Annotated in this window: 14 protein-coding genes; 5 read left to right on the top strand and 9 right to left on the bottom strand. The window is 64.3% G+C overall.

The genetic code is table 11. The features are described from left to right. Window positions 1–73: 73 nt before the first annotated feature. Genes IP79_RS09850 through IP79_RS09860 form a run of 3 tightly spaced genes read right to left on the bottom strand, consistent with a single transcriptional unit; the run spans window position 74 to window position 6,073 of the window. Window positions 74–1,285, bottom strand: a complete 1,212-nt coding sequence (locus tag IP79_RS09850) for an endo-1,4-beta-xylanase (protein ID WP_054119135.1) — start codon at window positions 1,283–1,285, stop codon at window positions 74–76. Between the two features lies 1 nt (window position 1,286). Then, window positions 1,287–3,641: a glycoside hydrolase family 3 N-terminal domain-containing protein gene (locus IP79_RS09855; protein ID WP_054119136.1), complete on the bottom strand. Its 2,355-nt coding sequence runs from the start codon at window positions 3,639–3,641 to the stop codon at window positions 1,287–1,289. 29 nt (window positions 3,642–3,670) lie between these two features. Continuing rightward, window positions 3,671–6,073: a glycoside hydrolase family 3 N-terminal domain-containing protein gene (locus IP79_RS09860; protein WP_420705627.1), complete on the bottom strand. Its 2,403-nt coding sequence runs from the start codon at window positions 6,071–6,073 to the stop codon at window positions 3,671–3,673. Window positions 6,074–6,133: 60 nt separating this feature from the next. Here IP79_RS09860 and IP79_RS09865 point away from each other — a divergent pair, with 60 nt between their 5' ends. The 4 genes from IP79_RS09865 (at window position 6,134) to IP79_RS09880 (ending at window position 11,418) form a co-directional block, all read left to right on the top strand. Next, complete coding sequence (locus IP79_RS09865; RefSeq protein ID WP_082337153.1) at window positions 6,134–8,230, top strand: alpha-glucuronidase; 2,097 nt, start codon at window positions 6,134–6,136, stop codon at window positions 8,228–8,230. A 67-nt stretch (window positions 8,231–8,297) separates the two neighbouring features. Continuing rightward, the gene (locus IP79_RS09870) at window positions 8,298–9,407 is read left to right on the top strand and encodes a LacI family DNA-binding transcriptional regulator (RefSeq protein WP_054119239.1); all 1,110 of its coding nucleotides are present in this window, start codon (window positions 8,298–8,300) and stop codon (window positions 9,405–9,407) included. Further along, window positions 9,404–11,188 (top strand): IlvD/Edd family dehydratase, encoded by a 1,785-nt coding sequence (locus tag IP79_RS09875; RefSeq protein WP_054119138.1) that lies wholly within the window; start codon window positions 9,404–9,406, stop codon window positions 11,186–11,188. The genes IP79_RS09870 and IP79_RS09875 overlap by 4 nt, the downstream gene beginning before the upstream one ends. 20 nt (window positions 11,189–11,208) lie before the next feature. Beyond that, window positions 11,209–11,418 carry a hypothetical protein gene (locus IP79_RS09880; RefSeq protein WP_054119139.1) on the top strand — a complete coding sequence of 70 codons (210 nt, stop codon included), beginning with the start codon at window positions 11,209–11,211 and terminating at the stop codon, window positions 11,416–11,418. On the opposite strand, the gene IP79_RS09885 is transcribed toward IP79_RS09880, so the two are convergent. The 5 genes from IP79_RS09885 to IP79_RS09905 all read right to left on the bottom strand — a co-directional run bounded on the left by IP79_RS09885 (window position 11,415) and on the right by IP79_RS09905 (window position 17,085). Next, complete coding sequence (locus IP79_RS09885; RefSeq protein WP_054119140.1) at window positions 11,415–12,272, bottom strand: aldose 1-epimerase; 858 nt, start codon at window positions 12,270–12,272, stop codon at window positions 11,415–11,417. The genes IP79_RS09880 and IP79_RS09885 overlap by 4 nt on opposite strands. A 41-nt stretch (window positions 12,273–12,313) precedes the next feature. After that, window positions 12,314–14,227, bottom strand: a complete 1,914-nt coding sequence (locus IP79_RS09890) for a sialate O-acetylesterase (RefSeq protein WP_054119141.1) — start codon at window positions 14,225–14,227, stop codon at window positions 12,314–12,316. Then, window positions 14,227–15,111, bottom strand: coding sequence for an SMP-30/gluconolactonase/LRE family protein (locus IP79_RS09895; protein WP_054119142.1), 885 nt, complete (start codon window positions 15,109–15,111; stop codon window positions 14,227–14,229). The genes IP79_RS09890 and IP79_RS09895 overlap by 1 nt, the downstream gene beginning before the upstream one ends. Beyond that, complete coding sequence (locus IP79_RS09900; protein WP_054119143.1) at window positions 15,102–15,860, bottom strand: SDR family NAD(P)-dependent oxidoreductase; 759 nt, start codon at window positions 15,858–15,860, stop codon at window positions 15,102–15,104. The genes IP79_RS09895 and IP79_RS09900 overlap by 10 nt, the downstream gene beginning before the upstream one ends. A 100-nt stretch (window positions 15,861–15,960) precedes the next feature. Beyond that, entirely contained in the window at window positions 15,961–17,085 is a 1,125-nt protein-coding gene (locus IP79_RS09905) for a fumarylacetoacetate hydrolase family protein (RefSeq protein ID WP_054119144.1), read from the bottom strand. 92 nt (window positions 17,086–17,177) lie between these two features. Between IP79_RS09905 and IP79_RS09910 the strand changes: the two genes are divergently transcribed. After that, window positions 17,178–18,857: a glycoside hydrolase family 43 protein gene (locus IP79_RS09910; RefSeq protein ID WP_054119145.1), complete on the top strand. Its 1,680-nt coding sequence runs from the start codon at window positions 17,178–17,180 to the stop codon at window positions 18,855–18,857. A 25-nt stretch (window positions 18,858–18,882) separates the two neighbouring features. Here IP79_RS09910 and IP79_RS09915 read toward each other — a convergent pair whose 3' ends face one another. Further along, window positions 18,883–20,010, bottom strand: coding sequence for a hypothetical protein (locus IP79_RS09915; RefSeq protein ID WP_054119146.1), 1,128 nt, complete (start codon window positions 20,008–20,010; stop codon window positions 18,883–18,885). Window positions 20,011–20,020 lie beyond the last annotated feature (10 nt).

Raw genomic sequence — 20,020 nt, forward strand, 5'->3', positions numbered from 1 at the left:
CCAGCCGCGCCAATAAAAAAGGGCCGGAGCGCGTGGCTCCGGCCCTCAGGCAACGTGCTGGAGAGAGAGAAAATCAGCCAGCAGCGCTTATCGCGTCGGCCAGTGCGGTGCGCATCGGCTTGGCGCGGTATTGGGAATCGTAAGGCGTCCCGCGCACTTCCTGCCCGTCGGCGCGCTTGGCGGGATCGAAACCCTGCAGCCAGTTGAACCGATCAACCATGCCCCAGGCCAGCACATCATCAAGGTGCGCATCGTAATCGAACATCAGATCGAAGTAGCGCCGCGAGAAGTCTGCGACCTTCTCGTCACGCTGCGCGATATTGGCGGGCAGCGCCTTGTCCTTCACATCGAACTCGGTGATCAGCAGGCGGTATCCCATGCCGGTCACTTCATCGAGAAAGCTGCGCCATTCGCGTTCGGCAAAGGGGCCGACGCCGGTGGCAGGATCGATGGCGAACATTTCGATATGCGACTGGATACCCAGCGCATCGACCGGCGTGCCGCGTTTGCGGAAGCCTTCGAGCAGGCGCAGCACATCGGTGACATGCTCGCGATGCTGCGGTTCCCAGCTCATGTAGTCGTTGTAGACCAGTTGCCCGTCGGGCAGTTCGGCGCGGGCCGTATGGAAGGCGAGGTCGAGCACGGCTTCGGGGCTGCCCATGGCGCGGCTCATGCTGGTTTCGATCGGGGCGTTGCGATCATGGTCGATCGCCTCGTTGACCACGTCGTAGCTGGTGATCACACCCTTGTAACGGCGCGTGACCGTCTGGATATGCTCGGTCAGCAGGCGTTCGGCCTCGCGCACCGGATTGGCGCCGTAATCATAGGTGTTGAGCCAGTTCGGGAACCATTGCGGGCGATGCCACAGCAGCGTGTGCCCACGCACAGCAAGACTGTTTTCCTGCGCCCAGCGCACGATCTCGTCCATCCGGTCGAAGGTATAGGCCGTGGGCGAGGGGCGCAGCGCCTGCCACTTCATCTCGTTTTCAGCGACAACGAGGCCGCATTCGCCCTTGATGATCGCGGTATAGGCCGGGTTCTGGATCGATCCGGCGTTGGTGTTGCCCGGCGTCGAGGCGATGGCGCTGCCGAACTTGCGCCCGCCGCGTGCGGCGATGGCGTTGAGGCCGGGCTGCGGCACGCCTGACGTGGGCGGGGTGGGCGAGGGCGGCGTGCTGACAGGCGCGGCGGTGCTGCCGGTCGATCCGCTGCCACACCCCACCAGCGGGATGGCCGCAAGCCCGGCAAGCGCCGCACGGCGGGAAATGCTGAAATCCGTACTCATCTCAGATGATCTCCACGAGGGTCGATGAAAGTGTGTCGGAACTGCCGCCAGCGTGCAGCATGACGGGGCCGGGTTCGTTGACCTCCTCCAGCGCATCGTTCCAGATCGCCAATTGCCGCGCCGGTATGCGGAAGGTCAGCGTGCGCGCCTCGCCCGGTTGCAGCGTGACCCGTTCGAACCCCTTGAGTTCGAGCACCGGGCGACTGACGGATAGATTGGTGCGGGTAATGTAAAGCTGCACAACCTCGTCACCCGCCCGCGTGCCCGTATTGGTCACAGTGACTTCGGCAGTGATATCTTCATCGCGGCTAAAGCGCTGTTTGGCGGCACGCGGCGGCGAAATGGCGAAAGTGGTGTAGGACAGCCCGTGCCCGAAGGCGAACAGCGGTGCCTTGTCATCGAACAAGTATCCGCGCCGCGCGCTCGGCTTGTGGTTGTAGAAGAACGGCACCTGCCCGGCATTGCGCACTACCGTTACCGGCAATTTGGCACCGGGATTGACGTCACCCAGCAGCGCTTCCGCGACAGCTACGCCGCCTTCTTGCCCGGGATACCAGCATTCCAGCACCGCGTCGGCTTTTGCGATCACATTGGGCCAGCTTGGCGGGCGACCATTGTAGGCGGCGATGATCAGCGGCTTGCCCAGCGCGGCAAGTGCATCGACGAGTTCGTTTTGCTCGCCGAGAATGTCGATACTGGTGCGGTCGCCGAGGTGGTTCTTGGCGAAACCTTCGCGGCTGGTCTGTTCTGTGTCGCCGATGGCGAGGATGATGGTGTCCGCGGTTTTCGCCACTTCCACCGCCTCTGCAATCAAGCGCAGGTTTTCGGTGCGGTCGGCGAGCGTGATCTCGTCTGCCGAGCGGTCTTCGCTGGTGGTGATGAAGACACCTTGCGCGGTGACGAAGTCAGCCTCTGGCGCGATGGCGCGCAGCCCTTCGATCAGGCTGAAGGCCTGTTTGGGCACGCTGGAATAGCCGCCCAGCCGGGCAATCGCATGGTTCGGCCCGATCACGGCCACGCGGCCCATGGTCTCGCGGTCGAGTGGCAGCGCGCCATCCTTGTTGGTGAGCAGGCACACGCCCTTGCGTGCTGCCTCCAGCGCAAGTGCGCGCGCTTCGTCATTGCCGGTGATGGCTGATGCCAGCGCAGCATCGCCATAAGGGTTTTCGAACAGGCCGCAGCGGAATTTGAACGCCAGCATCCGGGCGCATGCCGTATCGATCAGCGCTTGCGGAATGCGGCCCGCACGCACGGCTTCGGTCAGCGTGGCAAAGGCCATGCCTTCGGGCAGTTCGCTATCCACACCGGCCAGCAAGGCCTGATGCGCGGCATCTTCCAGATCGCGGGCGACATGGTGCAGCGTGGCGAGTTCATGGACACCGCCGTAATCGCTGGCGATGATGCCATCGAAGGCCCATTCGCCGCGCAAAACCTCGCCCAGCAGCCAGACATTGGCATGGCTCGGCACCCCGTCGATCTCGTTATAGCTCGGCATCACCGCGCCGATGGAGGTGCGGCGCACGACTTCACGGAACGGCGGGAAGAAATTCTCGCGCAGTTCGCGTTCCGAAAGCTGGGCAGGTGCAACGTTGTTACCGCTTTCGGGCTGGCCGTGGCCGGTCATGTGCTTGAGCGTGGCGAAGACTTTGCCGTCTGCCAGCCGTTCAAACTTGCCCGGCCCCTGCAGGCCTTCGACCGCAGCAACGCCCATTTCGGCGGCGAGATAGGGGTCTTCGCCCCACGTCTCCTCGATCCGGCCCCAGCGCGGATCGCGCACGATATCGACCACCGGGCTGAGCACCAGCGGCACCCCGCGTGCGCGCACCTCGCGCGCAGTGACTGACTGGACGCGGCGCATCAGATCGAGATCGAACGATCCCGCCAGTGCAATCGCCTGCGGGAACATGGTGGCCTCGGTCGCCATGTAGCCGTGAAGCGATTCCTCGTGCAGCAGCACCGGGATGCCGAGGCGGGTGTCCTCCACCGCCCAGCGTTGCAGCGCGTTGATGAAAGCGACTGTTTCGGCAGGCGTGCGCCAGCGCGCCGCCGTGCCGCCCGCTGCTCCGGTGATGCCGGGCACGCCGCGCTTGTCACTGGGGCGGGTGACATGGCCGATCCCGTCGGGGAAGGCGGCGCTGGCCTTGGCCGGGTTGAAGGCGAGGTCATCGATCATATCGCCCTTCGCCGCCCAGGCCGTGCGGATATGCGCGACCTTTTCTTCCAGCGTCATGCGCGCCATCAGATCCGCGACCCGCAGCGGGATGGGGGCGGCGGCATCCTTGTAGACTGGGCGGCCCTGCGCGAATGCCGCCGGCCCCGCCGCCAGCGCCAGTGCAGCAAGGCTGCCGCCTGCCATCAGGCCAAGCGCATTGCGGCGGGAGAGGTTCACGGCGTCACCGTCAAGGTAACGTTCTGCACCTCTGCCGAATTCGCGCCGGTCATGATCGTGAAAGCGCCCGGTTCGATCACCTGCTCCATCGCGGTATTCCACATCATGAAAGCGCGCGGTTCGATGGTCACAGTGACATTGCGGGTTTCGCCAGGGGCCAGCGTGATGCGCTTGAAGCCAACCAGTTCCTTGACCGGACGTGTCACCGAGCTGAGTTCGTCGCGCAGGTACACCTGCACCACCTCGTCACCGGCGCGCTTGCCGCTGTTGGTGACCGGCACCGTCACCGTCACGCTCTGGCCCGCCTTGATCGTTGCCGAAGAAAGCTGCGGCGCGCCCAGCGTGAAGGTGGTGTAGGACAATCCGTGACCGAACGGGAAAAGCGGGGTCACCTCGTCAAACAGGTATCCGCGCCGCGCGCTCGGCTTATGGTTGTAGAACATCGGCAGCTGGCCGACGTTGCGGGCGACCGATACCGGCAGCTTGCCGCCGGGATTGACCTTGCCGATCAGCGCATCGGCAATCGCGGTGCCCTGCTGTTCGCCCGCATACCATGTTTCAAGGATCGCATCGGCCTCTGCCGCGATGGTGGGGTAGCTGGGCGGGCGGCCATTGACGAGCACCGCGACCACCGGCTTGCCAAGCGCCTTGAGCGCTGTGAACAGTTCGTTCTGCTCGCCCACCAGATCAAGGCTGGTGCGGTCGCCAAGGTGGCCGGCAGCCCAGCCTTCGCGGCTGGTCTTTTCGGTGTCGCCGATGAACAGCACGATGGTATCGGCTTTCTTGGCAACTTCCACGGCCTGCGAAATGCGGCGGCGGTTCTCGGCTGGGTCGCCCAGTTCGACCTCGTCATCCCACCAGTCGCTATCGCCCTTGACGATCTCGACACCCATCGCGTGGACGACATTCGCCTTGTCGCCCACGGCGGCGCGGATGCCTTGCAGCGGGGTCACGCTGGCACGCGGTTCGCCGTAATAGCCGCCCAACCGCGCGACATCGGCATTGGGGCCGATCACCGCGATGGTCGGTTTCTTGCCGGTTTCGGGCAGCGCCAGTGGCAGCGCACCATTGTTCTTGAGCAGCACCAGCGATTTTTCCGCCGCCAGCCGTGCCAGTGCGACGCCTTCGCGCCCGTTGGAGGTTTGCGCCTTCGCCAGATCGGGCCAGGGATTGTCGAACAGCCCGGCGTTGAACTTCATGGTCAGGAAGCGCTGCACGGCCGTGTCCACTGCCGCCATCGGCACGCGGCCTTCGCGCACGCTCACGGCCAGATCCTTGAAGCCCGCACCTTCGGGCAGATCGACATCGACACCGGCCAGCAACGCGATCTCGCCCGCGCGGGCATTGTCAGGGGCGATGTTGTGCAGGCGCGCCATATCCTCGATCGCGTAGTAATCGGAAACCACCGCGCCCCTGAAGCCCCACTCGCCGCGCAGCACATCGCCCAGCAGCCAGCTGTTGGCATGGCTGGGGATGCCGTCGATTTCATTATAGCTCGCCATCACCGCATCGATCGCGGTGCGCTTCACCACCTGTTCGAACGGCGGGAAGAACATTTCGCGTAAGGTGCGTTCGCTGATCTGTGCCGGGCCGACATTGGTGCCGCTTTCGGGCTGGCCGTGGCCGGTCATGTGCTTGAGCGTGGCCATCACCTTGCCCGGGCGCAGCTTGCGGTCGGTACCGGTGCCGGTCAGCCCTTCGACCGATGCAACACCCATCTCGCCAACAAGGTAGGGGTCTTCGCCGAAGGTTTCCTCGATTCGGCCCCAGCGCGGATCGCGCGCGACATCCACCACGGGAGAGAGGACCATGTGGATGCCGCGCGCGCGCACCTCGTCAGCGATCAGGGAATTGATCTCGCGGACGAGATCGGGGTCCCAGGTGCTGGCAAGGCCGATGGATTGCGGGAAGGCGGTGGCATCCTTCGCCGCAAAGCCGTGGAGTGATTCTTCGTGAAACAGGACGGGGATGCCGAGCCGGGTATTTTCCATCGCCCAGCGCTGCGCATCGATTACATACTGGATGCTGTCTTCGATATTGCGGCGCGGCACCTGGCGCGGGCTGGATGGCCCCTGCCGGTCAGAGGGGCGGGCAATCTGGCCGATCCCGTCGGGGAATTTCGCCGATGCCTTGGCGGGATCGAACACGTCACCAGCGCCCTGGATTTCGGCCTTGCTGTCCCAGATGGTGATGATCTGCGCGATCTTTTCTTCCAGCGTCATGCGCGCCATCAGATCGGCGACCCGCTGTTCAACCGGCAAGGCCGCGTTCCAGTACGGCGCATCTTTCATCGCCCGTTCCACCGCAACCTCTTGCGCCTGAACCGCCGGCACCAGGGCCAGATTGAACGCCGCCAGACACACGCCAGCCGCCAGGGCTGCCCGCTTGATCCCGAACATGGTATTCCCCTCTCCTCTACGCGATTGCTTGACTGTCACCGCGTTTGTGGTAGCGCTACCATGATGAGAGGGAGAGGCCTTGTCAACCGGCTTGCGATGCTGGCTGGCGCTTTGGGGGTAGCGGCGTTGGCCGGTGCCCCTGTGCGCGCCGAGGATGGCTATGCCCTGTGGCTGCGCCATGCGCCGCTCGAAGGCGAGGCGCTGGCTCGGCTGGACGGATTTGCCGGGTCGGTAAGTATCGATCTGCCCGATAATCCTACCGCTGCATTGGCCGCAAACGAGCTGCGCCTCGGTGTCGACGCACTGCTCGGCGACGGGGCGATCGGGTTCGCCGAACCTTCCATGGCCGCCTTCCAGTTCGATTGCGATGATCCGGCCATCGCCACGGACGGTGCCTTTCGCGTCACGTCGGACGTCAGTCGCATGCGCATTGCCGCCGGAGCGCCGATTGGTTGCCTCTACGCGAGCCATGCGATTCTGCGCGCGCTGGAGCAGGGCGCCGATCCCGCGACACTGGCGCTCGACGAAGCGCCAGTGATGCCGCTGCGGATGCTCAACCATTGGGACAATCCCGACGGGCATGTCGAGCGCGGCTATGCGGGGCGATCCATCTTCGATTGGTGGCATCTGCCCGAAAGGCTCGATCAGCGGATGATCGATTACGCCCGCGCCAATGCGAGCGTGGGCATCAACGGCGTGGTGGTGAACAACGTCAACGCCCGCGCCTTCATGCTTGAGGCCCGTTACATCGCCAAGCTCAAGCGGCTGGCGGACGCGTGGCGGCCCTATGGCATCCGCGTCTATCTCTCGGCCCGCTTCTCTGCCCCGCGCGACATTGGCGGGTTGGCCACCGCCGACCCGCTCGATCCGGCAGTGGCGGCATGGTGGCAGGCCAAGGCGGACGAAATTTACGCCGCCATCCCCGATTTCGGCGGTTTTCTGGTCAAGGCCAATTCCGAAGGCCAGCCCGGCCCGCAGGACTATGGCCGCAGCCATGCCGATGGTGCCAACATGCTCGCCGCCGCGCTCGGCGACAGGGGGACGGTGATCTGGCGGGCCTTCGTCTACAAGGCGCAAGACAGCACCGACCGGACGATGCAGGCCTATGCCGAGTTCGTGCCGCTCGACGGGCAATTTGCGGACAACGTGATTGTGCAGGTCAAGAACGGCCCGCTCGATTTCCAGCCGCGCGAGCCGTTTCACCCGCTGTTCGGGGCGATGCCCGAAACCAGGCTGATGTTCGAAGGGCAGATCACCAAGGAATATCTGGGGTTCGCCAGCCACCTCGCCTTCCTCGGGCCGCTGTGGAAAGATGTGCTGGACGCCGATACGGGGCGGGGCGGTACTGTCGCGCAAATCGTGGCGCCTGCGGGCATGGCCGGGGTCGCTAACGCCGGATCGGATCGCAACTGGACGGGATCGGATTTCGATCAGGCCAACTGGTATGCCTTCGGGCGGCTGGCTTGGAATCCGGCTCTGCCTGCCGAGGCTATCGCCCGCGAATGGGCGGCGCAAACCTTTACCCGTGATCCGCAGGCGCTGGATACCATCACCGCGATGATGCTGGGCAGCCGCGAGGCGGTGGTGCGGTATATGACCCCGCTGGGCCTCGCGCATGTGATGGACACCGGCCACCATTACGGCCCTGGCCCATGGGTATGCGATCTGGCGCGGCCCGACTGGAACCCGTGTTATTATCACCGCGCCGACAGCGAAGGGATCGGGTTTGATCGCACGGCGCGCGGTTCGGGCGCACTGGCGCAATATGCGCCCCAAGTCGCGGCGCGATGGGCCGACCTTGCGACAATCGACCCGCGCTACCTGCTGTGGTTCCACCGCGTCGGCTGGAATCAGGCGATGCCATCGGGACGCACCTTGTGGGCCGAGATGGTGCACGAATATGATGCCGGGGTGGCTGCGGTCGATGCCATGGCCCGCGATTGGCAGGCTCTCGCCCCGCACATCGATGCGCAGCGCCATCGCGCCGTGGCTGAAAATCTCGCTATCCAGCAGGCCGAAGCCCGCTGGTGGCGTGACGCCTCGCTCGCCTATTGGCAATCGCTCCACGGCCTTGCGCTGCCCGCAGGTGCCACGCCGATCCCCGAAAGTCTGGCTGATTACCAGCGCCGCACCTTTCCGGAGGCACCCGGACAATGATGCCGCAAATGGTAGCGCCTATCATCGCGCTTGCTGACAATCGGGGCATGGCAGTATGGCCGTGACCATGAGCACCAAGCCAGAACCCGCCGCCGCCCGCAAACGCAGTGCCCGCCGCAGCAACGCCGCCCCGACTATCACCGATGTCGCGCGCGAGGCGCAATGTTCGCCGATGACTGTCAGCCGCGTCATCAATGGCGAGGAAAACGTGCGCGAGGACACCAAGCAGAAGGTGCTCGGCGCGATTGCCAAGCTCAATTATGTGCCCAACCGCGCTGCGCGATCGCTGGCGGCAGGATCGCAGCTGCGGATTGCGCTGTTGTTCGATAATCCGTCCGCCTCCTACCTCAGCGAATTCCTGATGGGCGCGCTGGAAGAGGCGAGCCGCCGCGATATCTATCTGGTGGTGCAAAGCTGCGAGACCGTGAACGAGGCTTACGGCGTCATCCGCAAGCTGCTGGATGGCGGGATCGAAGGCTTCATCCTGCCGCCGCCGCTGTGCGACGATCAAAGCGTGCTTGACCAGATCCGGGCGGCTGGCGGCATTGCCGTTGCGGTTGGCCCCGGTCGCGCATCGGGCAGCCACGGCGCGGTGCTGATCGACGAGTTCCAGGCTGCCTACGACATGACCCGGCACATTATCGGGCTGGGGCATGAACGGATCGGGTTCATCATCGGCAACCCCGAACAGGTGGCCAGCGGCCAGCGGCTCGAAGGTTATCGTTCGGCGATGACTGATGCCGGGCTGGCGGTTGATGAAACGCTGATCGCGCAGGGCCAGTTTACCTATCGTTCGGGCATGGTCGCCGCCGAAAAGCTGCTGGGCGCGGCGCATCGTCCCACGGCGATCTTCGCATCCAACGACGATATGGCCGCTGCCACCGTGGCGATGGCGCACCGGCGGCATCTGGATGTGCCCAACGACATCACAGTCTGCGGCTTCGATGATACCGAGCTTGCCAGCTCGATCTGGCCTGAACTCACCACCATCCGCCAGCCGATCCGCGAGATGACGGCGGAAGCGGTGGCGATGATCGCGCGGGTGCACAAGCAGAAGCCGCGCACCTTGCGGGCCAAGGCCGAGCAGCTGACACTCGCCTATCAGCTGATCCGCCGCAATTCCGATGCAGGGCCCAGCCTTGCCGCCTCGTTCAACAAACCACCAGCGAGTCCATGACCGAAACACCCACACCCCGCCGCCTGCGTTCGCGCGACTGGTTCGACAATCGTGAGCGGATGGATATGACCGCGCTCTATCTCGAGCGGTTCATGAATTACGGGATCACGCCCGAAGAGTTGCAAAGCGGCAAGCCGATCATCGGCATTGCGCAATCGGGGAGTGACCTTTCCCCCTGCAACCGCATCCACATCGATCTGGCCAAGCGCACGCGTGACGGCATCCGCGATGCTGGCGGTATCCCGATCGAATTTCCGGTTCACCCGATCTTCGAAAACTGCCGCCGGCCCACCGCCGCGCTGGATCGCAACCTGCTGTATCTGGGGCTGGTGGAGCTGCTCAACGGCTACCCGATTGATGGCGTGGTGCTGACCACCGGCTGCGACAAGACCACGCCGAGCCAGATCATGGCGGCGAGCACAGTCGATATTCCCGCTATCGTGCTTTCCGGCGGGCCGATGCTGGATGGCTGGCACGAAGGCGAGCTGGTCGGCAGCGGTACGGTGATCTGGCGCAGCCGCCGCAAACTGGCGGCGGGCGAGATTGACGAGGACGAATTTCTCCGCCGCGCCACTGGCAGCGCGCCATCTGCCGGGCACTGCAATTCGATGGGCACGGCCAGCACGATGAACGCGGTCGCCGAAGCGCTCGGCCTGTCGCTCACCGGCTGCGCGGCGATCCCCGCGCCCTATCGTGAACGCGGGCAGATGGCCTATCGCACGGGTAAGCGGATCGTCGAAATGGTGCTCGAAGACCTCAAGCCTTCGGACATCCTGACGCGCGCCGCGTTCGAGAACGCGATTGCCACCGTCAGCGTGATCGGCGGATCGTCCAATGCGCAGCCGCATATCCAGGCGATGGCCGCGCACGCTGGTGTAGAACTGGAAACCGGCATCTGGCAGACCCATGGCTATGATCTGCCGCTGCTGGTCAACATGCAGCCCGCCGGACAATATCTTGGCGAACGCTTCCACCGTGCAGGCGGCGTGCCTGCGGCGATGTGGGAATTGATGCAGGCGGGCAGGCTCAACGGCGATTGCATCACCTGCACTGGCGCCACGATGGCCGAAAATCTTGCCGGAGCCGAAAGCCATGATCGCGAAATGATCCGGCCCTTTGCCGAACCGCTGATCGACAGGGCGGGCTTCATGGTGCTGTCTGGCAACCTGTTCGATTTCGCGATTCTGAAGACCTCGGTGATTTCCGATGCCTTCCGCGCCAGATATCTCTCGCGCCCAGGTATGGACGGCGTGTTCGAAGCCCGCGCCATCGTGTTCGACGGTTCGGACGATTACCATCACCGCATCAATGACCCCGCCCTCAACATCGACGAGGATTGCATTCTGGTGATCCGCGGATCGGGCGTGATCGGCTGGCCGGGCAGCGCGGAGGTGGTCAACATGCAGCCGCCCGATGCGATGATCCGTGCTGGCAAGCAATGGCTGCCGACGCTGGGCGACGGGCGGCAATCGGGGACGAGCGACAGCCCGTCGATCCTCAACGTCAGCCCCGAAAGCGCGGTTGGCGGGGGATTATCGTGGCTGCGGACGGGCGATATCATCCGGGTTGATCTGAACACGCGGCGCTGCGATGCGCTGGTGGACGAGGCCGAAATCACCCGGCGCAAGGCGGAGGAGACCTGCCCGCCCGTGCCCGAAAGCCAGACCCCGTGGGAAGAGCTGTTCCGCGAGAAAACCGGCCAGTTGGGCGAGGGCGGCGTGATGGACTTCGCACTCAAATACCGCGGCACGGCAAGGAAACTGCCAAGGCATAACCACTGACGGGGGAGGGGCACTGACCCTTGCTGCGCTGCTGGCTGTGGCACCGCTCGCAGCGGAGGAGCCTGCGCGGAGGCGCGAACCCGATCATCCGTGATCGCTCGACCGCGGCAAAACGCAAGGGCGCGCTCGGCCGGAGGGTGGTGACGGTGGAGCACCTGACCCATGTTGATCAGGGCTTGATGCTGCCGGTCAAGCAGGCGACGGCAGGCGTGACTGCCCCGCCGCCTTAGGCGACGCTGATGCGCAGGCTCAGGCTGATCGTTTCGCCGGGCGCGCAAGATGGCATCCCGCCTGCATTCACCGCGTCGGGCAGGTGGCTGACGGGTTCGAGGCACAGGATATCGGGCGTTTCGGGCGCATAGAGATGTAGGTGCGGCGCTCCGCTGGCGTGCAGCGTGATGGTGCCGAGATCATCCTCCAGCACCGCCGCGCCGTCCCATTCGGCATAGCAGTGGTCGATCAATCCGGCGGGAAGGCTCGTACCGCCTGCCGCCGCGAAATCGCCGAAATGCGCAGGCGGCAAGTGCTCGCCGGTCGGGATCATATCCGCACCCACTGCCACCACGCTGCCTGCCGCAAAGCGCACGCGGCTTTCCGGACGGCGGCGCAGATAGGGGTGGAGGCCGAGGCCTGCGGGCATTGGCATATCCGCGTGATTGGTCAGCAGCAGCGTGATCGTGCAGCCTGCTGCGTCCAGCACCACTGTCTGCCGCGCTTCATAGGCCCATGGCCAGCCCGGTGCGGTGCCATGATGGCGGTGCACCAGCGTGCAGCGGCTTGCCTCTGCCACGGTTACATCCCATGCCGATTGCCAGCCATGGCCGTGTATGGCGTGGGGTTCAGGCAGGAAATTGGGCGCAAGAGAGATGCGCTCGCCCGCCAACGCAAACAGCCCGCTGGCGATGCGGTTGCACCACGGCACCATGGGGAAGCAGGCGGCGTCAAGCGGATCGGTCGATCCTTCGGGCATGGCGCGCAGCACCGGCACGCCGCCGCATTCCAGTGCTGCCAGCAGCCCGCCGGCTTGCGGCAGGATAAGCGCGCGCCAATCGCCGTGTTCGATGATCAGATGGGGCATGTCCATTGTCGCGGCGCTGTGATGGTGCAGGTTCTGGCGCGCAAGCCTTAGCGTGCAATATCAAGGCCGAAACCGGGGACAGGCATGCCGTCGCCATCGACCAGATTGACGACCGGCGCATCGGCCCAGGCATAGCGGACGCGTGTGGGGGCCATCCCTTCGGGCACCGGGATCACAATGCGGCTGCCGTCAAGCCTTGCCAGCACGAAGCGGCAGGTGCCGGGAGCGATTTCGCACAGTTCCACCCCGAGGGGGTAGGCGCCGCCCTGCGCCTGCAACGCGCCTGCAATTCCGCTGAAACTGACGGTGACCTGCCCGCCCGCCAGCACTGCGCGCTGCGGCATCGGCAGGCTGCGGCCATTGAAAGCCTGCGCCAACCGCTTGCCCAGATCGTTCTTGTTGGCAGGGTGGATATCGGTCGGTTCGCCAAGGTCGAACGCGGTGACCAGCGCGGCGTTGCCATCGGCGGCGACCGCGCGGCGCTGTTCATCGCGCAATTGCGCCCAGCCGGATTCGCCCGGAGCGCTGCGGCGTTCGCCGAAATCGGCCAGTTGCACCACCAGCATCCGCGCCTGCGGGCCGAACTGCCGCCGCCATCCGGCAAACAGCGCTTCCAGCTTGCGATCATAGGCGGGCTGACCTGCATCGGATTCCCCCTGATACCAGGCTACGCCCGCCAGCGGCATCAGGCTGAGCGGGGCGATCATCGCATTATGCATCACGCCGACACCCGCATTGGCATCCCACGGTGCACGCGGGGGCACGTCGGCAACCGGCGTTGTCGCATATTTCCAGTCCGCGCCCAGCGGGATTCGCGTTCCATCGGCCGCGGTGAAATGCAGCCGTTCAGGCCCGGCGAAGAATCCGCCATTGTCCCATGCGTTGTTCGCGGCGATCAGGACGGTGTTCTCGCCCGCTTTCAGGTGCTTTGCGGGCACGCGATAGGTTCGTTCCACCCCCCAGCCGAAGGTGTAGCCGACCGCCGCACCGTTGACGAAAGTAAGATCAAGATCGTCAATCGCGCCGATGGCGAGCTGGCCCTCGCCCTTGGCTTGTTCCGGCGAAAGTGTGAAGGTCTGGCGCAGCCACACATTGGCAACCGGATTGCGATCCAGCCCGGTGCCGGTCCATTCGTTCCAGAACGAGAAGCGCGGAATCGGCTTCCAGTCGAGGCTTTGCGGGTTGCGCCACGGTTCGCGTCCGCCATCGCGTTCACGCCACCAATCGAACCACTTCGGCACGAAAGCCTGCGTCGCGGCGTAGGGATCGCGGGCGTAGAGCGCGAGCTGGTCAAGCGCTGCGGCCCCGTGCAAGGCGCGCACGCCTTCGCGGTCAAGCCATGCCCGCGCAGCGCTGCCGCCCCAGTTGGAATGGATCAGGCCGATGGGTGTGGCCGCGTCCTTCCCGCGCAATGCCTTGGCCATGTAAAAGCAGGCGGCGGAAAAATTGGCGACGCTGTCACTGGTGGCGGATTTCCATGAAACCGGCGCGGCAAAGCGGGTCTGCGGCAATGCAGCGGTCGCCTTGGGCACCATCAGCAACCGGATGCCGTCATCTGCAGCGAGGCGCAGCTGGGTATCGGCATCCAGTGCGCGGGTGACCGGCAGTTCCATGTTGGATTGTCCGGCGCACAGGAACACATCGCCGATCAGGATATCGGCATAGGTTTTCGTCCCGCTCTCGTCGGTCAGCGTCAGGGTTTGCGGGGCGGCGTTCGCGGGCAATGGGGGCAGGGTAAGGGTGAAGTTGCCAGCCTCGTCCTTGACCGCGCTTGCGGCGGCCTCGCCCAGCCTTGCCGTGACCTTGCCGCCTGCCTGGCCTTGCCCCGACAGGGTGATCGGCTGCCCCTGTTGCAGCACCATGCTGTCGCCATAGCCGGCACCAAGCTCAGGCGCAGCGGCTGCACTGACCGGAGCGATGATCGCAAGTGTCGCTGCCAGTCGCTTGTAAAACAAACGCATCAGCCAAGCTTTGCGCGGGTCTGGGCAAACCCGGGTACCGGAGACACAAAGGCGAACAGGCTGCCCGCGTGGGGATAGGCAATCATGTCGTCAGCCGACATGTTCTTGGTCGCCGAAGTGACATAGCCGGTGCTCAGAACCGCGCCGCCGAAAGCCATCTTGGTGATGTCGCGGGCTGGCATGGCAATCGTCGCTACCAGTTCGCCATCGGGAGAAAACCGCGCAACACGCCCGCCGAGGTAAAGCCCCGTCCAGACGTGATCCTCGGCATCCACCACCGGCCCATCGGGATAGGCCGAAGGGAACAGCGCGCCGGTATCGGCAAACAACCGCGCCTCGCCCACACCAGCGGGCGAAAGATCGGCGACCATGATCTTTTGTGCTGTCGTATCGGTGAAATAAATGCGGTCGCCTTGGGCGTTTACAGCAGGGCCATTGGTGATCGCGATGCCTGCAGGCCCCGCCGCGCGGATTTCCCCGCGGTCGAACATATAGAACCGGCCCGATGCGGCACCTTCGGCATCGTCCATCGATCCGAACCACACCCGGCCCCAGGGATCGGTGCAGGCATCGTTGAGCCGGTTGGTCGCGGGCTCGCCCGGCACATCGGCCAGTTTGTCGAACCGTTGGGTTTCAGGATCAAAGGTATAAAGCCCGTCCTTCAGCCCGCATAGCAGCAAGCCGCCTTCTGCCGGGATCGCCCAACCGATTTGGCCGGGCGCTTGCGTAAAGGCATTGCTGCCGGTTGCCGGATCATAATGCCACAGGCGATGCCGCTTGATATCGACGAACCAGACAATCCCGCGCTCCGCATCCCACAGCACCCCTTCGCCGAGCTTGCTGTCAGCGGCGAGGACCGGGCGGACGGGCAGGTTTATCTCCATCCGGCATCCACCCAGTAATTGTGCGCGGTGCAGTAACGCGCATCGTCGGAGGCAAGGAACAGCGCCATCGCGGCGATATCGACCGGCTGGATGCGGCCATCAAGGCATTGCGCGGCAACGATTTCCGCCTCGCCTTCGGGCGAATACCATTTCATCTGGCGCGGGGTCTGCACGTTGCCGGGGATGATGGTGTTGACCCGGATATTGTCGCGCCCCAATTCGCGCGCCAGGCTGCGGGTCAGGCCTTCGATGGCGGCCTTGGCGGTCTGGTAGATCACCAGATCCTTCAGCCCCAGATGCCAGCTGATCGATCCCATGTTGACGATCGACCCGCCACCCGCTTTCCGCATCGCGGGCACCACCGCCTTGGCAGCGAAGAACTGGTGCTTGAGGTTCACCGCCATCCGATCATCCCAATAGGCCGGGGTGACATCGTCGAAAGCGTGGCGATCATCGCTGGCGGCATTGTTGATCAGCACGTCGCAGCCATCCAGCTTTTCGATCAGGCCGTTGATCTTGTGCCCGTAATCATCGCAATCGGTGATGTCGCAGCAGATGAAGTGCGGCGGTATTTCCGCGTCGGCCAGCCGCCGGATCAAATCCTCGCTCGGGCTTTCCTGAATGTCGACGAAAGCCACGGCGGCACCTTGCCGCACGAAGGCTTCGACCACAGCTTCGCCGATCCCTGAGCCACCGCCGCTGACGATCACTTTCCGGCCCGTCAGGCTCGGATAGATCGCGTTGTGCACGCTCGCAGTGCTTGAATGCGCCTCCAAAACTATTCCCCATCCCTTAATGCTGGCCTGATTGATCCCGAGGCCATGTCGTCCGTTAATCCGTATTGGTTCGTCAAATCCTGTCGATCAGGCCCCGTGCGGCAAGATTGCGCACGAATGCGGCGATACCGGTTTCCCAAGCAGGCGCATCGCGCGACGTCATGACGGTATTTGTAAGCAATCCCAGTCGATTGGATCGGATCGTTACCACATCGCCAACCTTGTGGGTGAAACCCGCGCCCGGCTGATCGCGATCCTGCGTCGGCGCGAACAGCGTGCCGCAGAACAATACGAAGCCATCGGGGTAGTGGTGTTCAGAAAGGCACTGCGCCACCAGATCGAGCGGATCACGGCTGATTTCAGCCATGACGTTGCGGCCTTCCAGCCGGTATCCTTCCGGCCCGTCGATCGTCAGTTCGACATCAGCTGCGCGCACGTCATCAATGGTGAAACTATCGTCGAACAGGCGGATAAGGGGGCCGATGGCGCAGCTGGCATTATTGTCTTTCGCTTTGGACAGCAGCAGCGCCGAACGGCCTTCGAAATCGCGCAGATTGACATCATTGCCCAGCGTTGCGCCCCACACCTTGCCGTGCGCATCGCACACCAGCACCACTTCGGGTTCGGGGTTGTTCCAGGTCGAATCCGATCGCACGCCCACCGGCGCGCCGGTGCCGACGGCTGAAAGCGTGGGCGCCTTGGAGAAAATCTCGGCATCCGGGCCAATTGCGACCTCGAGATATTGCGACCACATGCCTTCTTCGATCAGCACCGCTTTCAGCTGCGCTGCCGCGTCACTGCCGGGGACGACAGCACGGATGCCCGCGCCAACCTTGTCTTCCAGCTGGGCGCGGATCGCGGCAGCGGCAGAGGCATCGCCGCGCGCACGTTCTTCGATCACGCGTTCGATGGCGGATACCGCAAAGGTGACGCCGCTGGCCTTGATGGTTTGAAGATCGATCGGGGTCAGCAGCGACCAGCCTTCGGGCAGGCCGGCTTCGACCGGGCCGATGGGTTTTCCGCCGGTGATCGTGCCCCTTGCCAGCGCGCCGGATACCGTCGCGGCAAGCCCTGTCAGGTCATAAATGATGCCGCCTTCAATCGTTACGACACAAGGGCCGTCCGGCGATTGTGCGCGTCCGATGAAATGGCCGTGCAGATAATCTGCCGGCAGGCTTTCCAGAATCCCGTTGGCCATTGCTGGCTCTTGCCCTCCACGTTGATAGCGCTACCATAGGAGCACAATCGCGGGCCGACAAGCCCCAAGAAACGGCAAATTGGGAGGATGGGATGATGAAGGGTAAAGCAGGCTGGCTGGCAAGCGCGTTGGTATTGGGGGCAGGGGCGTTGGGCGTGGGCGCACAGCCGCTGGCGGCGCGCGATGTGATCGCGGCTTTCGATTATCTTGGCTACGAATCGATGGAGAATCAGGCTGCGGTGCCTGAAGGGGCATATCGCAATCCGGTCATCCCAGGATTTCATCCCGATCCCTCGATCGTGCGCGTCGGCGATGATTTCTACGCCGTCACATCGACCTTCAGCTGGTTTCCCGGCCTGCCGATCCTGTACAGCACCGATCTGGTCAACTGGCGGTTGATCGGCAATGCGATCGACCGTCCGACCCAGCTCGATTTCAGCGGGCTGGGCACCAATCGCGGGCTGTTTGCCCCGGCTATCGAACATCACGACGGGCAGTTCTGGATCGTCAACACCTGCATCGAATGCGGCGGCAATTTCGTGATCACCGCCAGCGATCCGGCGGGGCCGTGGAGCGATCCGATGTGGCTCGATTTCGGCGGGATCGATCCGTCGCTGTTCTTCCATGACGATGGCACGGCGTGGATCGTCTATAATGATGCGCCTCCGGGCGAGCCGCGGTACGAAGGGCACCGGGCGCTGTGGTTGCAGCAATTCGATGCCGAAAACATGCAGGTCATGCCCGGCCGCACGCTGCTGGTGGATGGCGGGGTCGATCCGTCCAAGAACCCGATCTGGGCGGAAGGCCCGCATATCTACAAGGTGGGGGATTGGTATTATCTGCTGACAGCCGAAGGCGGCACGGCAGACCAGCACTCGCAAACGATCTACCGTTCGCGCGCATTGAAGGGGCCTTACACCCCCGGTCCGTTCAATCCGATCCTGACCCAGCGCGATATGGCCGCAGACCGGCCCGACCGGGTCGAGGCGACCGGCCATGCCGATATCGTCAAGCTGGACGATGGGACGTGGTGGGGCGTCTTCCTCGCCACCCGGCCCTTTACCGCGCAATCGACCCTGATGGGGCGCGAAACCTTCCTGCTGCCGCTCGAATGGAAGGATGGCTGGCCGCGCTTCCTTGACCGGGGCGAAGCGGTGCCGATGGTGGCGGCCAAGCCGAAGCTGCCTGCTTCAAGCGGATCGGATTGGCAGATGTGGCGCGACGAATTTGACGGCGCATTGTCGGATGAATGGATCGGTTTGCGCACGCCGGGGCAGGAAAATCTGGCTTCGGTGGAGGCAGGCGAACTGCGCCTTGTCGCCGGGCCGGCAGCGGCAGGCAGTCTCGGCAAGCCCGCCTTCATCGGCCGCCGCTTGCGCCACCACAAGGCCGAATTCACCACCAGCCTCACCTTTGCGCCGCAGCGCAGCGGCGATTTTGCCGGGCTGCTGGCCTTCATGGACGAACACCACTTCCTCGCCGCAGGCAAGGAACGCGGGCGGTTGGTGGTGCGGCTGCGCACCTCGGCCGATCAAGGCACCAGCGGCGTCGTTGTGGCACAGCAGCCGTTGGCTGCCGAAGGGCCGATCGAACTGAAACTCGCGCTCGACGGTGGCAGCGCCCGCGTGTTCTGGCGTGAGCGTGTGCAGGGACAGGGGCAGGGCCTCTGGCAACCGGTGGGCGAGCCGATCAATGTCGAGCCGCTCGCCTCGGTCTATGCGGGCCTGTTCACCGGAATGGTAGTCGGCCCCTATGCCTTTTCGCCCGGCTAGCGCTGGGGGGTTACACCCGGAGGGGTCAGTTGGTCTTGAAGACGTAAACTGGCCCCACCTCAACATTCTGCTTGGCGCCCGCAAAGTGCAGCGCGACCGTTGCATCGCCAGTGCCGAAGGCCCGCGTGGCGGTGAAGGGCAGGTTCACCATCTGCCAGCGATCACCGATCTTGAACACCTTGTCGCCAAAGCCTTCGAAGGGTGGGAAACTGCCCTGGATCCGGGCATAGATCACGCCTTTTCCGTCTTCGGTTTCCGCACTGATCGTGCGCGCCACCACGGCGACCATCATCTGGTCGCCTTCCTTCACGGCGGTGGCGAACGGCACCGATGTGCTGAGATCCCAGCGGTTTTCCCCCACCTGCGTGGCGGTGAAGCGGGTGGCTTTCTGCAGCCAGATTTCCGGCACATCCAGTTCCTGCCATGTCCCCGCCGTGCCGCCATGGCCCCAACCGCGCTGCGTGGGGTCATTGATCAACTGCCCGGCGCTGCGCAGGCTATCGGGCATTTCGATGGTTGCAGGGTCTTTCAGCGTCGGCTGGGGCGCGGCGGCGGCAACCGTGGTTTTTGCCACGATGGTCTCCGATCCCTTGACCACAATCGTCTGACCGATCTCGATCTGCTGCTTTGCGCCTGCCAGCTGCAGCGCGACGATGGCATCGGCCTTGCGGATGCGCTTGTCGGCGCGGGCGGTGACTTCGTACCAGTCCCAATCGGAACCGATCAGCAGGTTGGTGTCACCAAACCCGCCATAAGGGGCGGCATTTTCCTGAAAGCGCACCCCGATGATGCCTTTGCCGTCGCTGCGTTCGGTGCTGACGGTGCGGGCGTAGAAGCCCACCGTCACCCGGTCGCCGCTGCCGATCTGCACCAGCAGCGGCACATTGGTGGCGACATCATAGGGGTTGGCACCCTTGGCCTTGACCGTGAACACCCGCGCAGCGCCGCCGCCGGGAATATCGGCTGCCTGCCTGCCGCTGGTTTCGTAGTTCTGGCCGTAGCTTTCCCAATCGATCCGCGTGGGATCATTGATCAGATCGCCGGGCACCTGCGCATCGAAGGCTGCCAGTTCCGGCGGCAATTGCGCCGTTACCGGGCCTGCGATGCAGAGCAGCGCCGCGCCTGCGGCCAAAGCAATGCGATTGGTCATCATGGATCGTCCC

The organism is Porphyrobacter sp. AAP60, from assembly GCF_001296025.1.
Taxonomy (GTDB): Bacteria; Pseudomonadota; Alphaproteobacteria; order Sphingomonadales; family Sphingomonadaceae; genus Erythrobacter.